The organism is Acidimicrobiales bacterium, assembly GCA_036378675.1.
GTDB lineage: Bacteria > Actinomycetota > Acidimicrobiia > Acidimicrobiales > Palsa-688 > DASUWA01.
The window spans coordinates 22327-38837 of record DASUWA010000016.1 but is presented as its reverse complement, the minus strand read 5'-3'; the positions used below and the strand labels follow the sequence as shown (position 1 = coordinate 38837).

The 16511-nt window shown below is 62.4% G+C and carries 13 protein-coding genes; 3 read left to right on the top strand and 10 right to left on the bottom strand.

All coding sequences use genetic code 11. From position 1 onward, the window contains the following. Positions 1-18 precede the first annotated feature (18 nt). The 9 genes from VFZ97_06335 to asnB all read right to left on the bottom strand — a co-directional run bounded on the left by VFZ97_06335 (position 19) and on the right by asnB (position 10430). Positions 19-1119 (bottom strand): nucleotidyltransferase family protein, encoded by a 1101-nt coding sequence (locus VFZ97_06335; GenBank protein ID HEX6393041.1) that lies wholly within the window; start codon positions 1117-1119, stop codon positions 19-21. Positions 1120-1169: 50 nt separating this feature from the next. Next, a complete protein-coding gene (locus VFZ97_06330) occupies positions 1170-1451 on the bottom strand; it encodes a PqqD family protein (protein ID HEX6393040.1) in 282 nt (93 codons plus the stop codon). Positions 1452-1485: 34 nt separating this feature from the next. After that, a complete protein-coding gene (locus VFZ97_06325; GenBank protein ID HEX6393039.1) occupies positions 1486-3405 on the bottom strand; it encodes a hypothetical protein in 1920 nt (639 codons plus the stop codon). Further along, on the bottom strand, positions 3402-3743 hold the full coding sequence (locus VFZ97_06320) for a PqqD family protein (GenBank protein ID HEX6393038.1): 342 nt from the start codon (positions 3741-3743) through the stop codon (positions 3402-3404). The genes VFZ97_06325 and VFZ97_06320 overlap by 4 nt, the downstream gene beginning before the upstream one ends. Then, positions 3740-4450, bottom strand: coding sequence for a response regulator transcription factor (locus VFZ97_06315; GenBank protein HEX6393037.1), 711 nt, complete (start codon positions 4448-4450; stop codon positions 3740-3742). The genes VFZ97_06320 and VFZ97_06315 overlap by 4 nt, the downstream gene beginning before the upstream one ends. A gap of 3 nt (positions 4451-4453) precedes the next feature. Beyond that, a complete protein-coding gene (locus tag VFZ97_06310) occupies positions 4454-5143 on the bottom strand; it encodes a response regulator transcription factor (GenBank protein HEX6393036.1) in 690 nt (229 codons plus the stop codon). Positions 5144-5354: 211 nt separating this feature from the next. Beyond that, the gene (locus VFZ97_06305) at positions 5355-6257 is read right to left on the bottom strand and encodes a hypothetical protein (protein ID HEX6393035.1); all 903 of its coding nucleotides are present in this window, start codon (positions 6255-6257) and stop codon (positions 5355-5357) included. Between the two features lie 935 nt (positions 6258-7192). Continuing rightward, positions 7193-8464 carry a glycosyltransferase family 4 protein gene (locus VFZ97_06300; protein HEX6393034.1) on the bottom strand — a complete coding sequence of 424 codons (1272 nt, stop codon included), beginning with the start codon at positions 8462-8464 and terminating at the stop codon, positions 7193-7195. A 10-nt stretch (positions 8465-8474) separates the two neighbouring features. Continuing rightward, complete coding sequence (gene asnB / locus VFZ97_06295; protein HEX6393033.1) at positions 8475-10430, bottom strand: asparagine synthase (glutamine-hydrolyzing); 1956 nt, start codon at positions 10428-10430, stop codon at positions 8475-8477. A 159-nt stretch (positions 10431-10589) separates the two neighbouring features. Between asnB and VFZ97_06290 the strand changes: the two genes are divergently transcribed. The 3 genes from VFZ97_06290 to VFZ97_06280 all read left to right on the top strand — a co-directional run bounded on the left by VFZ97_06290 (position 10590) and on the right by VFZ97_06280 (position 15212). Continuing rightward, positions 10590-11846, top strand: a complete 1257-nt coding sequence (locus VFZ97_06290) for a hypothetical protein (GenBank protein HEX6393032.1) — start codon at positions 10590-10592, stop codon at positions 11844-11846. Positions 11847-12292: 446 nt separating this feature from the next. Further along, complete coding sequence (locus tag VFZ97_06285) at positions 12293-14101, top strand: hypothetical protein (protein ID HEX6393031.1); 1809 nt, start codon at positions 12293-12295, stop codon at positions 14099-14101. A gap of 184 nt (positions 14102-14285) precedes the next feature. Continuing rightward, entirely contained in the window at positions 14286-15212 is a 927-nt protein-coding gene (locus tag VFZ97_06280) for an NAD-dependent epimerase/dehydratase family protein (protein HEX6393030.1), read from the top strand. Position 15213: 1 nt separating this feature from the next. On the opposite strand, the gene VFZ97_06275 is transcribed toward VFZ97_06280, so the two are convergent. Beyond that, on the bottom strand, positions 15214-16470 hold the full coding sequence (locus VFZ97_06275; GenBank protein ID HEX6393029.1) for a nucleotide sugar dehydrogenase: 1257 nt from the start codon (positions 16468-16470) through the stop codon (positions 15214-15216). Between the last annotated feature and the right edge of the window lie 41 nt (positions 16471-16511).

The following is a 16511-nucleotide window of genomic DNA, read 5'->3' as shown; positions in this document are numbered from 1 at the left end:
CTCGGCTTCGTGGGTTCGTCACGAGCGAAGCACCTGTGCCGCTGCTCGCCACCGGTCGACGCGGCTGCGGTAGCGGGCCCCAACAAACTGCCGCCTAGGGAACGCCATTGCGGCGAGATAGCGAGCCTTGTCCGACGGCTTACGGATCGCTCGGGTTGCGGCCAAGCACAGCCCTACGTAGGAGCGCTTGGGCGTCAGATACGGCCTCAACGCTGTCAGCTCGCGACGTGGCGGCCTTAACGAGTTGATGCGGTTCCAAGGTTCCTCGGATGAATCCAATTGGAGGGTTGCGCAAGAGACTTGTACGGCGTGAAGCAACACGGCTTCGGCGTGCCACGATCGCGAAAGATCGATGACGAGGTCTAGATCAAGATCCTTATTCAGAATCATCTCGGCGATGTCACGTAGCGGGACAAGCCGGGAAGGAAAATCTCCGAGCACCGCGTGGAAGCACGCGTGTAGGAAACGCTCCTGAGCTTGGAGACAGTGCAGCTCTTCTCCACCGATCCGAAGCACGTCATATCCGTCCCAAAGGTCCTCGAGTCGGACGGTGAGCCCGAACGGACCGAGCGCTAGGGTCCGATGAAGGTCCAATTCCATCGGGGTCTCTCCTGTGGTCCGAGTAAGCACTACCCCCTTCACGAAGCGGCGATCGAAGCCCGGCCGGGGTTCACCGAACTGACGCTGCCACCCGGCTTCGGCCAGGACCGCGACCGCATCGTCCCACTGGTCGGCGCGTACGAGGAGGTCGACATCGGCGAAGGAGCGGAGCGCAGGCTCTGGATAGTCAAGATGCGCCACGGCTGAGCCCTTGAGAACACGGTGATCCAGATCGGCCTGCCGTAGTGCCCGTACGACCTCGATGAGTTGCCTTTCGCACGTTAGGTCCCGGCACAGTTCGGCCAAGTGCGCCTGATGGAGCTCCTCGGCTTGCTCGAGACTGCAAGGTAGGGCGCCATCGGCCATCGCGCGGGAAAGCAACCCGAGTAGGCGTTCGTGGCGCGCCGTCGAAAGCAGGCTGCGCCAGTCGGGCTGGCTCAACGGCTCCGAGACAAGGGCAAACGCGTCCTGGCTCTCGCCGTGCTTGCCGACGAGGCCGTGCGCGGCGACAGAGCGCAATAACGATGAAACGTGAGTCCCGAGTGTGGGAAAGGAAGGGACGCCGAGATTCATGGCACCCGTTGCACAGCCGCAGCCGCGTTTAATTGGTCGAGCACTGGAGCCAGGTCTCTGGCGATCACGTCGGCACTGGCATCGCACAGTTGGGATAGTCGGTCTGCCAGTTCCACGAGCGTGACGGGTGTGGCAAGGAGGCCCCAAACCAGCGCCGCCGATCCAGACACCACCAATGGGGTTGGATCGTCTCCTTCCTGAGGCAGTACGACCAGGGTGCCGCTGGAGGAGCGCCAGAGCGTCCCGGGCGATCGGACCCAGCGGTGTTCATGTGACACCCGAGAACCTGCCGTGACGCCCTGGGGCAATCGGCTAATGCTCAAGGCTCGCGTCGCTCGGGGCATCCTGGGTTTCGGCAGGCGAGGCTTCGCTGCTCGTCTCTTCCGGAGTCGGCTCAGGGGTCGGCTCAGCGAGGGATATGACCTGTTGAGGTGGGGCATCCTGGGTTTCGGCTGCCGAAGCCTCGTTGCTCGTCCCTTCCGAGGTTGGCTCAGGGAGGGATACGACCCGTTGAGGTGGGGCATCCTGGGTCTCCAAAAGAGACCCTTCTGTGCTCCCTTCTTCGAGTATGGGCGCAGGCGTGGACATGGCATGTTGAGGTTGGTGCCGATGCGTCCTACGGCGGCTCAGAGTGGGCAATCTGCTTGTCCAGTCTCTCTTGGCCACGAGGACGATCCCGTGGAGAGGGGCCCCGACTCGGTGCAATAGATCCACCGTTAGGGCGGCTTCCCGGGCGGTCACACGACCCTTCTCGCACACCAAGACGACCGAGTCGACAACCGCCGAAAGCCGGCCAGCTTCGTGAGTGATCAGCGCCGGCGGGACGTCCACCAAAACCAATTCCGCTGAGCGACGAGCCTCGGCCACGAGGTCTGCGTGGCCTCGTCCATGGACCTTGCCATTATTCGCCGGGCCGTGGCCGTTCATGACCAACGAGACACCCTCGAAGCCAGTGATCGAACCCGCAGGATCACCGGTCGGATCGGAAGCTGGCCAGGGAGCACCGACTCGGTCGCCGTTGCGGAGCATGGCCGATGCGGCCCCGTCAAGCGGACCGATCGAGAGATCGAATGGGTCCACTGCCACCAGCGCTACCGTGCTGCCCGCTTCTGAGAAGCTGGCAGCCAGGTTGGCGATCAGCTCACCCTTCCCCATCATCCGCGTTGGAGAGGAGATGAGAATCGCTCGCGACGGGCCGTTACCTAATCCACCCTTGCGACCACCAGGAGGACGCGACAAGGCGAGTACGGTTCGAAGCATCCGGATTGATTCTGCTGCCCTCGAGGAAGGCGCTTCAGCGACGACCAAACCACGCCTCTTGGAGTCGCGGGGAATTCTCGGGATCTCTCCAAGGACTGGAAGCCTGAATATTCGCTCCGCCTGCTCGCGGCTGTTGATCTTGGTATCGAGCCGATCCCGGACGAGCGCCAAGCCGATTCCGATGATCAGGCCGATGAGGCCGCCCAAAGCAGTGCGCGTTCTCTTGCTTGTCGTTGCGATCACATGTGTGAATCCCCCGCTCACAGAAGAGGCGACGTTCGGAGCGGCGGGATTGATTACGTGCAACCCGGTGTGTTGGGGACCAGCCAGGAGCAGTTCCTGATAGGAGACGTACAGCTGCGCGTACTGACCCTGTGCGACACCAAGCTCACTTTGAGTCGTGGGCGAGGGGGGTTGTGCTTGCAGTTTCGCCGTAACCGCCGTCAGCGAATCAAGCTGGGCGCGGTCGCTGGTAACGGTCGCATCGTGGGTCACCTGAAGCTGATCGTTGATGTAGGTGATGACTTGACTGGCGAACGCATTAGCCACCTGTGCCGCCTGGTCCCGGGAGGGTTCAGAAGCCGTAACCTGCATCAGATTCAAAGGGTCCTTAGGAGTGACCTGGACCCGCCCGGCGATATCCAATGCGCCCGACTTGTCGCCCAAGGCCTTTTCCGTCATGGCAGGCACGGGCCCGGACTGGGCGAGGAAGGCCATTGCGTCCAACGAGAGGCCACTCGGGTCACTCGTAGTGCTCGAAGCCGTACCGAGGATGGCGGTCGCTTGGTACGTGGTCGTCGTAGAACCAGTGCTGACGGGCCCCGACGTACTCGACTTGGCCGTCAGATACCCGACAGCTAGACCCACAAGCGCGCAGAGGATGACTATCGGCCACCGCCGACGGATGATCCTCAGGTAGTCCAGGACCTCCATCTGAGCGCCCGCTGCCTCGTCCATCCTGGTCTCTGTCACAGATCGCTCCCGCTAACGCTTGGTCTCGGGCTGCGCTTGCGGCCCACTCCTGGGTCAAAAGCCACGAAACCTGCCCCCTCCAATTTCGCTATCGTCAGTTCGACGTCCTCCCGGGCTTGATCGGGTCGAACGGAAGCCACCTGGCAAATAGCCATCACCATCTCGTCGATCGTCGTCCGTCCGTCGCACAACTCCAGCACTGCTGCCGCCGACTCGTTGAGGGAGAGGACTTTGGTCCGTTCGGCATCGGAGATCAGGGCCTGCGCGCCGCGATGTTCGATGCGGATTCCGGGTCGTTGGAAAGGACGTAGCCCGGGCTTGAAACTCTGGTTGCTCACTTCGCACCCCCTCCTTCTTCCGCCAGTCCATCGACATCAATGCCGAAGCGAGCGAACAAGTCGTGCTCGAACACCATCCGCGTCGCTTCCACGCGGGAATGTACGCCTAGCTTGCCCAAGATGTTCTGCGCGTGAGTGCGGGTGGTGTGGGGTGAGAGGTGGAGCCTCGCAGCTATCGCCTGGTCGCCGAGCCCGGCACAGATACCTACCAGGACTTCCCGCTCGCGTTTGCCGAGGCTGGCGAACCGCTCAAAGGCCCCGTCGTCCTCCCGCCTGAACTCGATCAGACCTCGCAAAAGCCCGCCGAGCATCATCGGCGGTATGTGCGAGGCGCCCCGGCTGACCTCATGCACTGCGTCGACCAGATCATCGATCGAGTCGTTGGTGGTGACGAATCCGTCGGCGCCGGCCTTCACTGCTGAAATCAGAACGCTGTCATCCCGTGAGGGCCCGATGACTATTACCCGGGTCGGAGGGAAATGACGTTTGATCTCCGAACACGCAGTTATGCCGTCCCCGTCGGGAAAATCGGCACATACGAGGGCGACGTCCGGCTTTCGAGTTGCAACCTTGTCGACCGTCCCGCTGACGGTCGGGTCCCAACCCAAGGTGCTCACGCTGCGCCTACGCCCGAGCGCATATTCGAGTACCTCGAGCTCTGCTGGCATCCCCGCACCCAGCAAGACCGTGACATCGACGGCCTCCACAGCTCAACGGTCCCGCGTGACGGGGGCGGCTCCCGTACGCATGCCCGACCGCATCGCGACGCTTACAAGCTCGGTCCTGGACCGTGCCTGCATCTTGGCCATGATGTTCTGCAGATGAGTCCTCACCGTATGGCGAGAGATGCCGAGCGCCTCGGCGGCCTCGTCATTCGTGCGCCCGCCAACGACAAGTCGCAGTACCGACAGCTCCCGGTCACTCAGGGACGACAATGGCCACTCTCGGCGAGCTCTTGCGCGCGAAGCCGGACGTCTTTTCCCCGAACCGATCGGGTTCGCCGGGTCGCATAGCCGCTTGACCAACTCGCCGAGGGGAATGCCCGTGCTGATCCGGGCCGTTGCGTCCGGGGGGGCCGCCCTCTCGGAGCCGTCGCGGGTGGGTCCGGAGTCGAGAAAGACCAGGGGCACGCCGGGATACGACTCCTGGAGGAACCCGGAGAGCTCTGCAGGCGTGTCGGTGCTGGCTGGACACCCCAGCAGAATGAGTTCTGGGGCATGCTCCCCTAGAGAATGGCCATTTCCAGGCGGGAAGAGCGATGCGGAAACTCCAGGGATACTGTCCAAGAGTTCGGACAGCGCCTCCAGATACAGCCGTGGTTCACCCGCGAGCACGATCCGTCTCGCTTCTGACGTCGATCGGACCGAACCGTCGCGGGCGGTACCCACGATCCAGTTCACCGCCGCCCCTTGCTCCACCACGGCCACGCCCCCAATCAGCCCTTAGCCCCAAGCAACATCGAACCTCTACTCAGCTCAAGCGAAGTCCAAGCCTGGATGCTAGACCCATCGGCCCGAAAGGGGCAATCCCTCCTTGATACACCGATTGAGGCGACTACGCTTAGCGTGCAAGAACCCACGACCGGTGAGTCCAGTGGTTGGATGACCTCCGTCAGGGCATCAAATCGGGGGAAACGCCGATCATGAGTTCGGTGATCAGGGAGCAGGCTGCGTCGAGGTCGCCGACCTCAAGTCGGAAGCCGGGCACCCGTCGGGCGGTCGCCGCGACGAGGTCCAAACCGGCCCTTCCGTGCGTGGGCAGGTTCAATGCGTTCTGGATCATTAGCATCGCGGTTTCTGCCGGCCGAAGAGGAATGAGCCGTGTTTCGCTCCCTCGACGGTAGGCCGGGCCGACAACGAATGCTGGAGGGGCCGGCGGGGCAAGTCGGTCCGGTCCGATCGACCGGACGTCCACGATCCAATCGTTCGTCTCGTATCGATCGATCTTCGGGTCGAGCTCCGGACGCAACTCAGGCAACAAAGACTGCGATCCAGTGTCGAGTTTCAATGGTTTGGGAAAGGGAACGACGTCGCCAGTAGCAGAATCGAGAGCAACGGCCTCGTCGGTCAAATAACGGAACCCTGCCCGGATCAGTCCCGCGACAAGCGTGCTCTTACCCGCCCCGGAGGGTCCCGGCAGCACGACGGCCCGGCCTCCGAGCTCGGCGCCGGCGGCATGGAGCAGCAGGGAGTGGTTCGATTGACTGATGACCTGCGAGTTGATGTGCCAGAACAGATAGGCGAGGACGGTACCCCCGTCGTTTGACCGCCGTTGCCGCTCACCTTCGAAGTACAGCGCGAAGTGCTCATCGGGGTCTGACCTACGGACGACCGCATATCGGTGCGCTCCACGACCCGTCCGGGCAAACGGCGACAGCACCGAGTCCAGATACCGGCCGAGGACGGGGTCACCGGTCTCGATCTCGAAGTCGTATCCGAGTGCGACGAAGCGGCTCGTGACATAGACCCGCGCGTTCAGCTGCCGTGCCGCCTCCGCACTTGCCGTACTTTCCAATGCCCCTCCGGTGGCCTTCCCCGTTGCAACGAAAACGCTACGCGGCAAGCCAGTCGCGAGCAAGACGTCCCTGCCACTTGGGCAGAGACGTCTCACACCTCGCCCTGAGCCTCTACCTGGCCGTGCTTCTCAGCAGGAGGTTGCGGGAGTGCAGCTCGTTTGTGCGGGCCCCGGGGTCGTGCACGGCGGGGTAGACACCGATCCGGTCGTGCATGCGTGGCAGGCGCAGCCTGTCGCGCCAGCGGTGGATTGCGCCAAAACAACAATGTCGGACCCACCGAGATTCACTCTCAGGCCGGTGACCGTGAGAACGCCGTTAGTGCACGTCTGTTCGTTGGTGTGGATCGTGAGCAGGCCAGGCACAACACCGACCGCGCCATTGCAGTTCGGAGTCAAGGTCAGGGGAGTACCACCTGTAACCGGGGTGAACGAGACATTCACGAAGGTGGTCCCGCCCTGCCCGCAGCACACGCAGGTAGAGATCACGTCAGCCGAGAGGGTTCCTAGAGTTCCCAGCGGCAACGGTCCGACACCGGCCACAAATGCGCTTGAGCTGCACGAACCGCTGTCCGCTTTACTGCACGCCACCGCGATTAGAGGGCTCGCAGGGACAAGGCAGTTGTTGGCGCACGCTGAGCCGCTAGTACTCGTCGTCTGGCCGAGGGGGATGGCGGAGTCAGGAAGTAGCCCAACCGCCGTGGCATTGGCATGACAGCTCGGACAGTTGCAGACCGGCGAGGCGCCGGCGGCGGAGCCGACTGTGACGATCGAGGGTGCCACCCATACCGCCCCACCGACGATGGCGCTCTTCTTCAGGAAATCGCGTCTGCTTTGGTCCACGGTTTGACCCCTTCTTCCCCTTTGGCACGATTCGGTCAGGAGTTAGCGTCGCATACCGGAGCCGAGCGACACATCGCCCAACCGACGTAATTTTTCTACGTACCCGGAGGTTCGCCGCTCGGAACACCCCCGCCAAGGCACTCTGGGTGGGGACGGATACTCGTAGAGGGGTCGCGTACCAACGAGCGATCCTTCTTTTTCAGAAGTTCTGCATAAAGCTTGAGAGTGATATCGATCACCCGGCGCTGGTCGAAATCGAGAAGCGCTTTAGCCCGAGCCGCTCTCGCCATTGATTTCCTCAGTTGGAGATCGGACGCGAGTCGACCAATTGCGCCCGCCAGAGCCCGAGCATCGTGTGGCTCGACCAGCAGACCGGTGACGCCGTCGTTGACGACTTGCCGACATCCGCGGATGTTGGTGGCCACGATCGGGAGAGACATCGCCGCGGCTTCCATGGCCGAGCGTGGAAAGCCCTCGCGGTGTGAAGCCAGCACGTAGACGTCTAGCGCGGCGTAGATGTCTTCGACGTCGGAGCGGTAGCCGAGGAAACGGACTCCTACCCCCTCGGCACGGGCGATTGAGGCCGCGTCGATGCCGTCACTCTTGGTGGGTTCGGCTGGTCCGGCTACCAGGATCATGACATTCGGGAACTGCTCGCGTAGTTCCGCGGCGGCGGCGAACAGTTCTCCATAACCCTTCTCCCACACCAGGCGGCCGATGGCGCCGACGACGACGTTGTCGTCTCGCGCGCCGATCTCGGCTCGGATCCGCCGGCGGGCGTCGTTCTTGGCGGCGGGAGAGAACCGGTCCAGGTCTATCCCGTTGCCGAGAAGCCGGAGCCGCTCGCGAGGTATGCGAAGCGCCGCCAGAGTCTCGATGTCCTCCGGATTCTGGACCAGTTCGGCGTCGGAAAAGCAGGCCGCTATCCGTTCGAGGCCGTAGACGACGGCTCGCTTCCGGAGACTGTCGTCGGAGGTCGCATAGAGCCCGTGCACGGTGTTGACCACTACCGGCACGCCGGCCGCGCGGGCGGCGATACGTCCATAGATTCCGGGCTTGGGGTTGTGGGTGTGCACGATGTCGGGCCTTAGGTCCCGCAAGAGGCGGTAAAACTCGGGGCCTGCGAGAGCGTCGTGGAGGGGTGCGAAGCTGCGGGTCGAGTGTGAGAGCGGGACGTGGCGTATGCCGTCGGCTTCGAGCTGTTCAACGAACGGACCGGGGGCAGAGGTGCCTATCACCTCGTAGCCGGACTGAAGGAATGCTTTCAGCTGCGGGCCGAGTAGAAGGGCGAGACTGATGTCAGTGGTCGTCACGTGCAGCAGGCGGTGACGCTTCGTTGTCCGGGCCTGTCCCGGTGGGCGGCTCATGTCGCTGCGGTCAGTGTTGCCCGGACAGCCAGGACTCGAACATCAGCACATCCCAAAGGTGGAACGGCCACTCGCCCCTCCCGGATACATGCTCGGACCAGAGTCGCCGGATCGGGGCCGGGTCGAAGAAGTCCTCACGGCGGAGCCTGTCCTCTCCGAGGAGCTCCTCGGCCCATTCCCGTAAGGGTCCGCGGAGCCAGTTGCCTAGCGGCAGGCCGAAGCCCATCTTCGGGCGGTCGGTCAAGACCGCCGGCACGTGGCGTGCCAGTACCTGACGGATCAGCCACTTGCCCTGACCCGCGTTCAGCTTCGCGTGCAGCGGCACTGACCAGGCGAACTCGACGACCCGATGGTCCAAGAACGGGACCCGGGCTTCGAGGCCGACCGACATGCTGGCCCGGTCAACCTTTACGAGTATGTCGTCGGGCAGGTAGGTCACGCCGTCGAGGTACATCATCAGGGAGACCGGGTCAGCGAGGTTGGGCCAGGAACCAGTATCGGTGAGAGCGGACGACGGTTCGTGGCTGCCGAGCACGAGGAGGGATGGCTCGGTCCAATGAGAGGTCACGCTTCGGTACATCTCGGTGATGTCTGCAGCAGGGAGAACCTGGGCCAACTTATGGACCTTGAGCCCGGGGACGCGGATATCGAAGCGATCAGGCAGGACAGGCCGGACCAGGTCGAAGATGTTGTCCCAGGTCCGTTGGGGCACTTTTCGCGTGGCCGCTGCGACAGCGCGGCGTAAGGGCTGGGGGAGGGGCCGGACCTTGCGCCAGATGCTCGGGCACCAGACGTAGCGGTTGTAGCCGCCGAACAACTCGTCGCCGCCATCACCTGAAAGCGAAACAGTGACGTGCTCGCGAGTGAGTTCGCTTATCAGGACGGTCGGGATTTGGGAGGAGTCCGCGAACGGCTCGTCGTAGATCTCGGAGAGACGGGGAACGACGTCGAGGGTGTCCTTCGGGGTGACCCGGAGTTCGACGTGCTCGGTGCCAAGGTGACCAGCCACGGCAGCAGCAGCGCTTGACTCGTCATAAGCGGGGTCGTCGAATCCGACCGTGAAGGTCCTGACGGGCAGGCCGCTCTGTCGCTGCATTAGCGCTACGACGGTGGATGAGTCGATGCCACCGGACAGGAAGGCGCCCAGAGGAACGTCAGACTCGAGCCGGAGGCGCACGGCGTCTTCGAGGAGCTCCTCGAACTGGTCGACAAGGCTTGCGAGGTCTTGGCTCCGTGCGATGATGCCCTTCTCCGCCACGTCGTGGAGGGACCAGTACTTCTCGAACCGGGGTGGTCTCTCGGGCTCGCCGTCGGCGCGGATCGTCACAATGGCTGCCGGCGGAAGCTTCCAAACTCCTTCATAGATCGAGTAGGGCGCGGGAACGCAGTTGTGGCGCAGATAGAGCGCCAGCGCATCCCGATTGATGCGTGCGGTGAAGGCGGGATGCTTTTTGAGTGCCTTCAGCTCTGAGCCGAACAGAAGGGTCCGGCCGAACCAGCCGAAGTAAAGCGGCTTCTCACCCATCCGGTCGCGGACCAGGTGGAGCCTGCGCTTGGCACGATCCCAGAGAGCAAAAGCGAACATGCCGTTGAGGCGCGGCAAGGTTGCCTCGAGCCCCCAGCGATCCAGCGCGGCCAGCAGGACCTCGGTGTCCGAGTGGCCCTTCCATCCCTCTCGGCTCGACCCGTTAAGGTCGACACGCAGGGCGCGAAAGTTGTACAGCTCGCCGTTATAGGTGACCACATACCGGCCGCTCGGTGAGACCATCGGCTGGTGCCCGTTGGCCGACAAATCGAGGATGGATAGCCGGCGATGGCCGAGAGCGATTCCTGCTTGCTGGTCGAGCCAGATTCCGGCATCGTCCGGTCCTCGGTGGCTGAGCGCATCGGCCATCTCCTTGACTGAAGCGAGCCAGTCGTCGGCGCCGCTGTCATCGAGGCGCAGCAAACCCGCGATGCCGCACACCGCCCGCTAGCCCCGCCCCGGCCTATCCACGATCCCAGGATAGGAGGCCGTCCGGCTCGACGGGGTACACATCGGGACATTCTGTGGGAAGATGGGACAAGCCGCCGAGTCGGGCAGACTCGGGCCGGGTATAGAGGGAGGCCGCGGGGAAGGGTGCAGTTGGTCCACGCCGTTGTGGTGGGGCTTGTGGTGTGGTTTCTGGTCGGTGGCCTAGCCCACCGGATCGTGCCGCGTGACGATCCGCGCATAAGAAGGTTGGTGAAGCCGGCGCTCGCCGTCAAGCTCCTGGCCGTGCCGGTGGAGTTCTACCTGGTAAAGCATCTCTACGGCGGAGTCGCCGATGCCAACGGCTACTACAACCAGGGCGTTCACCTGGCGAATTCGCTCAGGTCGGGCCACTTCACCTATCACGGCAGCCTCGTCGGCGACGGAGCGACCATCATCTCGGTAGCCGTGATCTTGGCGGTCATCGGGACCACGAAGCTCGGAGCAGCACTCGCTTTCTCGGGCCTCGCGTTCATTGGTTTGTGCTGCTTCTATCGAGCCTTCACGATCTGTGTCCCGGAGGGCAAGCACCGCCGATATGGCTGGCTCGTCTTCTTCTTTCCCTCTATCGTCTTTTGGTCCGCCACCTTCAGCAAGGAAGCGATCATGACGTTGGCGCTCGGGCTGGCGGCTCTGGGCGCAGCGAAGCTGCTGAGCTTCCGTCGCGGATCCGCCTGGATGCTGCTTGCCGGCTTGGGGATCGCTATGGCCATCCGGCCGCCGATCGCTCTGATCCTGTTGTCTGCGGTTGGGGTCGCATTCGTTCTTCGCCGTAGCGGACGACGGACGCCGCTCAGCCCCTTCAGCAAGATCCTCGGGATCGTCATCATCGTCGGCGGCGGTCTATTTCTGGCAACCAGGACGGCATCCTTCCTACACGTCAGCAAGCTGGACAGCAGCAGCGTTCAGCAGGTACTGAACAGCAATCAGGCCAACCTTCAGTCCGGCGGCGGCGAGGACGCAACCGGCTCAAGCTTCCAGGGAAATCTCTCTACCTCGCCGTCCGATTTTCCAAAGGACGCAGTGACCGTGCTGTTCAGGCCATTCCCCTACGAAGCTCACAATAACCAGGAGCTTGCCTCTTCGGCCGAAGGACTTGCGATCCTCATTCTCTTTTTGAGCTCCCTCCCGAGCATCGGAGGCGCGATCCGGCTGATCAGGCGACGACCGTATATCCCACTAGTCGTCCTCTACTCCGCTGCCTTCATCTATGCCTACTCGAGTCTCGCTAATTTCGGGCTGTTAGACCGGGAGCGGATACAGCTCCTCCCGTTCTTCTTCGTGCTTTTCGCTTTGCCGCCGAGAAAAGGCAGAAATCACGCTGTGGCGACAGGCCGAACTCAGGCGGCTCTGACTACCCATCTCCGATGACTCGAGGAACCAGCATGGGCCAGGTGAGCGAGGGGCCAGCGCCCACCTGAATCTGGTCCTTCAGAGCCAAGCTCCCGCAGCCGGATTACCCGCCACCGGGTCAGCGCACGCTGCTTTGATACACCGCTGGAAATAGCGGAAGAGGCCTCAAGTCCCTCCTGTATTCGACAGATACAGGAGAAATGCGGTTAAAGGGGAACAGGCTCCCCGAGACAGGGTCTCTGCGCACGTCTTTGACGCGGAGAATCCTCCTCCTCGTTGCGCTGTTTCTCTGCGGCCTGATCATCGGGGTATCTCACGGTGACGTCCCGGTACAGGCACAGCCAGGTCCGTCAAACCCCGGTTCACCCCAGATCTCCAGTTCTTCGGCGCCATCGGGCGCCCCGATGGGAGCAAACTTCTACGGTTCGACCGGTGCCATTCGACTGAACAGTCCCATCGTGGGGATGGCAGCAGCTGCAGACGGAACCGGATACTGGATTGTCGGATCTGACGGTGGTCTGTTTTCGTTCGGGCCAGGTGCCAACTTCTTCGGCTCGCTGGGGGCCACGCATCTGAACGCGCCGATCGTCGGGATCGCCGCCGATACGGCTACCGGCGGGTACTGGATGGTCGCCTCAGACGGAGGGGTCTTCGCGTTCAACGCACCCTTCTACGGATCGATGGGCGGTGTCCACCTAAATAAGCCGGTTGTGGGTATGGCGGCGGTGCCGGGCGGTGGTGGTTATTGGTTGGTGGCTTCGGACGGTGGCATCTTTACTTTTGGGCCCGGTGCAGGCTTCTACGGCTCGACTGGCGCGACTCCGCTTAACAAGCCGGTTGTGGGTATGGCGGCGGTGCCGGGCGGTGGTGGTTATTGGTTGGTGGCTTCGGACGGTGGCATCTTCACCTTCAGTCCTAGCGCAGGCATCCAGATCACGACACCCGGCGTCGTCTACATCCCGCCAGAGTCCATTGCTGCCAATTGCTCGACCGATGTAGCCCCAGCGCTTGACGCGTGGATTGCCAGCCTTCCGAACGGAACGAGCACCAGTCCAACGGTCGTGTCGTTCCCGTCAACCGCGTGTTACGAAGTGGAAGAGACGATCCCGATCTGGCAGCAGTCCTGGGTCACTGTTCAAGGGAATGGCGCAAAGTTTGAAGCCCTAACCAACGGCACGGGCGCGCCCTATATAGGGATCGATTACGGCGAGCCTGATGGTCCGCACTATCCGTACTATATGGTGCCTAACCTCGTTGGCAGCGGAAACAACAACAGCAGAGCGTTCATGCTCATCGATGATTCGACGAATATCACCGTCAACGATGTGAACTTCACCGGGCCGCAAAACTGCACCGACACGCCCTACTACAACTGCTACGACTCGGCTCTTGAAAGCCAAGCCGGATTCATTGTGTCCAGTGGCTCAAACATCACGATTAAAGGGAGCACGATCAGCCATGTGTGGGGTGACTGCGCCCAAGTCGGGGGCTTCACCGCAGACTCAGGGGTACACGGTTGGCTCAACGGTTGGACATTCACCGGCAACCATTGCGACCATCTGGCACGGCACGGCTGGTCGTCCAACGGTGGCGAACATTTCGCTTTATCCGGTAACACCTTCTCACAGGTCGCTTACGACGCGATGGACATGGAGGATGACGGTAACTCGCCGACCGACCCAGTTGGTTGTACGACGGGCTGCTCTGGGGCCGGGTGGGCGAACGTCACCGAGCACGGCGACACCTACTCTGGAGTGGCTTTCTTCTCAATAGCGGTCCAGTGCGGACCCGACTGCACCGCCGAGAACATCACGTTTGACCACAACAGCTACGATAGCCAGGCTGGACCGGAGGTCACGGTCAACGGACTGAACCCCGACCCTTACGTCCAGAACATTCGGGTTACGAACAACACCTGGGACACGCCATTCCAATCCTCCTATGTCGATTCGGTCGACTTCCAGCTCGTGACCGGTGGGCTGATCGCCGGGAACACCATGCCGCAAAACTGTTACGACCAGGACATCAACGGCACCCTCTTATGCAACCCGACACCCCCGCATGTCTATCAGCAGCCTGTTGCCATCAGCATCCAAGGCTCGACCAACGTGTCCGTGCAGAACAACAACGTCGAGGACGCCGCCCAGGTGCTCGAGATAGACAGCAGCAGCAACGGTCAGGGAGTCTGGTCCGGGCCTCCGTCGTCGGGGATCTCCCAGTGCGGCAACAGCTATGGATCCAACGCGGCACCTCAAAGAGAGACGGTCTGCTAGTCAGACCGTGCTCGTGACGCTGCAAGCCTTCGCGCTACGACAGAACTCGCGATCGCCTGATCGACGCGGTCGGGGGAAGCCTCTGATGTAGGGGCCGTCGACTGTGGCGTCTCCGCTGCGATTTGAGGTTCGTCGCGAATCAAGTATCCGGGCGAGATCAAGGGACACGCGCCAAGATGTAGGGATGCGAACAGCGGTGTCAGGCGGGGCAGGGTTCATCGGATCCAACCTGGTCGACGTGCTCTTAGCGGCCGGCCACGAGGTGACGGTGCTAGACAACCTCAGCACCGGATATGCCGAGCACGTCAACGCCGACGCCAGGCTGCTCACGGTAGACGTCGCCGATGCCGACGCCGCACTCGAAGCCACGAGGGGTGCGGAGGTGGTCTTCCACCTAGCTGCCGCGCGTGCGGTGTTGCGATCCGTTCAAGACCCACTCTCGACCGACCGTTCCAACACACGGGGAACCCTCTCGGTACTGGAGGCTGCAAGGCAGAACGGGGTACGACGGGTCATCTGCGCTTCGTCGTCGTCTGTCTACGGAGGCGCGTCGATAACGCCGACCCCGGAATCAGCACCTCTGATGCCCCGCTCGCCGTATGCAGTCTCCAAGATGGCGGGCGAGCACTACGCCCGTGTCTACTGGGAGCTGCACGGTGTTGAGACCGTATCTATTCGGTTCTTCAATGTGTTCGGACCCCGCCAGCGCCCCGATAGCGCATACGCTGCGGTGATTCCCATCTTCATTGCGGCGCTCCGCGCTCGCTCGGAAATAGAGGTTCACGGTGATGGTTTACAGAGCCGTGACTTCACGTACGTCGATGACGCAGTAGCCGGCATCGTCTCGGCGGCGCAGACACCCTCGGAGATATGCGCGGGCCACGTCTACAACATCGCGGGAGGCAGCGAACACAACCTGTTGGAGATCGTCACCATACTCGAACGGTTGACGGAGACGCAGGCGTCGCTGAGACACGTCGAGCCCCGAGCTGGCGACATTCGCCGCAGCCGGGCCGACCTGGCGGCTGCAGCAGCGGATCTCGGATGGTCCCCGGCCGTTGGATTCGAAGAAGGCCTCGCACGCACAGTCGCCTGGTTCACCGAGCGATAGCTCACAGGTGCTCGACGTTCGCACCGTCCAAACGATGGCGGGTGTCAAAAATGAACTTCGCGTGGCCTTTCACTATCTGCCAGTCGAACACATCATGATCGGTCAGAACGATCACGCAATCAGCCCAGCAAAGCTCCTCCGCGGTGAGGTCAACAAGGGTCATTCGGGGATCAATTCGACTTGGCTCGACATAGGGGTCGACCGCACGGACTTCGGCACCGAGTCCAACAAGTTGGTCGGCTACCACCAGAGCCGGCGATTCCCTGGAGTCGCCTGTGTTTGATTTGTAAGCGAGGCCCAGCAGAAGGAGTCGCGTGCCGTTGACAGGTAGCCGGCGCCGGTTCAACGAAAGTGTTACCCGCCGTACCACATAACGAGGCATATGGTCGTTCACGTCGTTGGCAAGCTCAACAAATCGGAAGGTCTCGCCGGCCCTCCTTTTCACCCTCCACGACAAGTAGCTCGGGTCCACGGGGAGGCAGTGTCCGCCGACCCCTGGACCGGGCGTGAACCCCATGAAGCCGAAGGGTTTCGTTTTGGCCGCCTCGAGTGCCTCCCACACGTCGATGCCGAGATCGGCTGCAAACATCGCAATTTCATTGACCAACGCGACGTTGACGTGACGGAACGTGTTCTCGATGAGTTTGACGAGCTCGGCTTCCTGGGTGCGGCTCACGGGGACAGTCGATCCCACCAGGCTGTCGTAGAACGCTCTCACGCTGGCAAGGGACTCATCATCGATCCCCGATACCACTTTTGGTGTGTTCATCAGCGACCAAACCCGGTTGCCAGGGTCGATGCGCTCTGGGCTGTAGCCGACGTGGAATGCCTCTCCCGCCGTCAATCCGGAGGTCTCCTCGAGAATCGGTACCAGCAGCTCGACCGTCGTTCCGGGGTAGGTGGTCGACTCGAGTACGACTGTAGATCCCCGGCGAAGGTTGCGACCAAGCAGCTCGCCCGCGCTTTCTATGAAGGAGAGGTCGGGCACCCCTTCTCTCAGTGGCGTGGGCACGGTGATCACGCCGACATCGAAGCCCCCGCAAGCTTGGCCATCGGTCGTCGGGAGGTACCGCCCGCTGGCCAGAGCCAAGTTGAGCACCTCTGACCGCACGTCCTCCACGTACGAGTCCCCCGCTGCAAGTCGTTTTACCCGCTGCTCATCGACATCGAAGCCGACGACGTTGTGTCCCACCGCCACTGCCCGCATAGATAGTGGTAGCCCCACGTACCCTTGTCCAACGATTACCACGAGCGGCATGCCCCAGCCCCCTTAGATCCCCGTATCCAACAGAATAGACC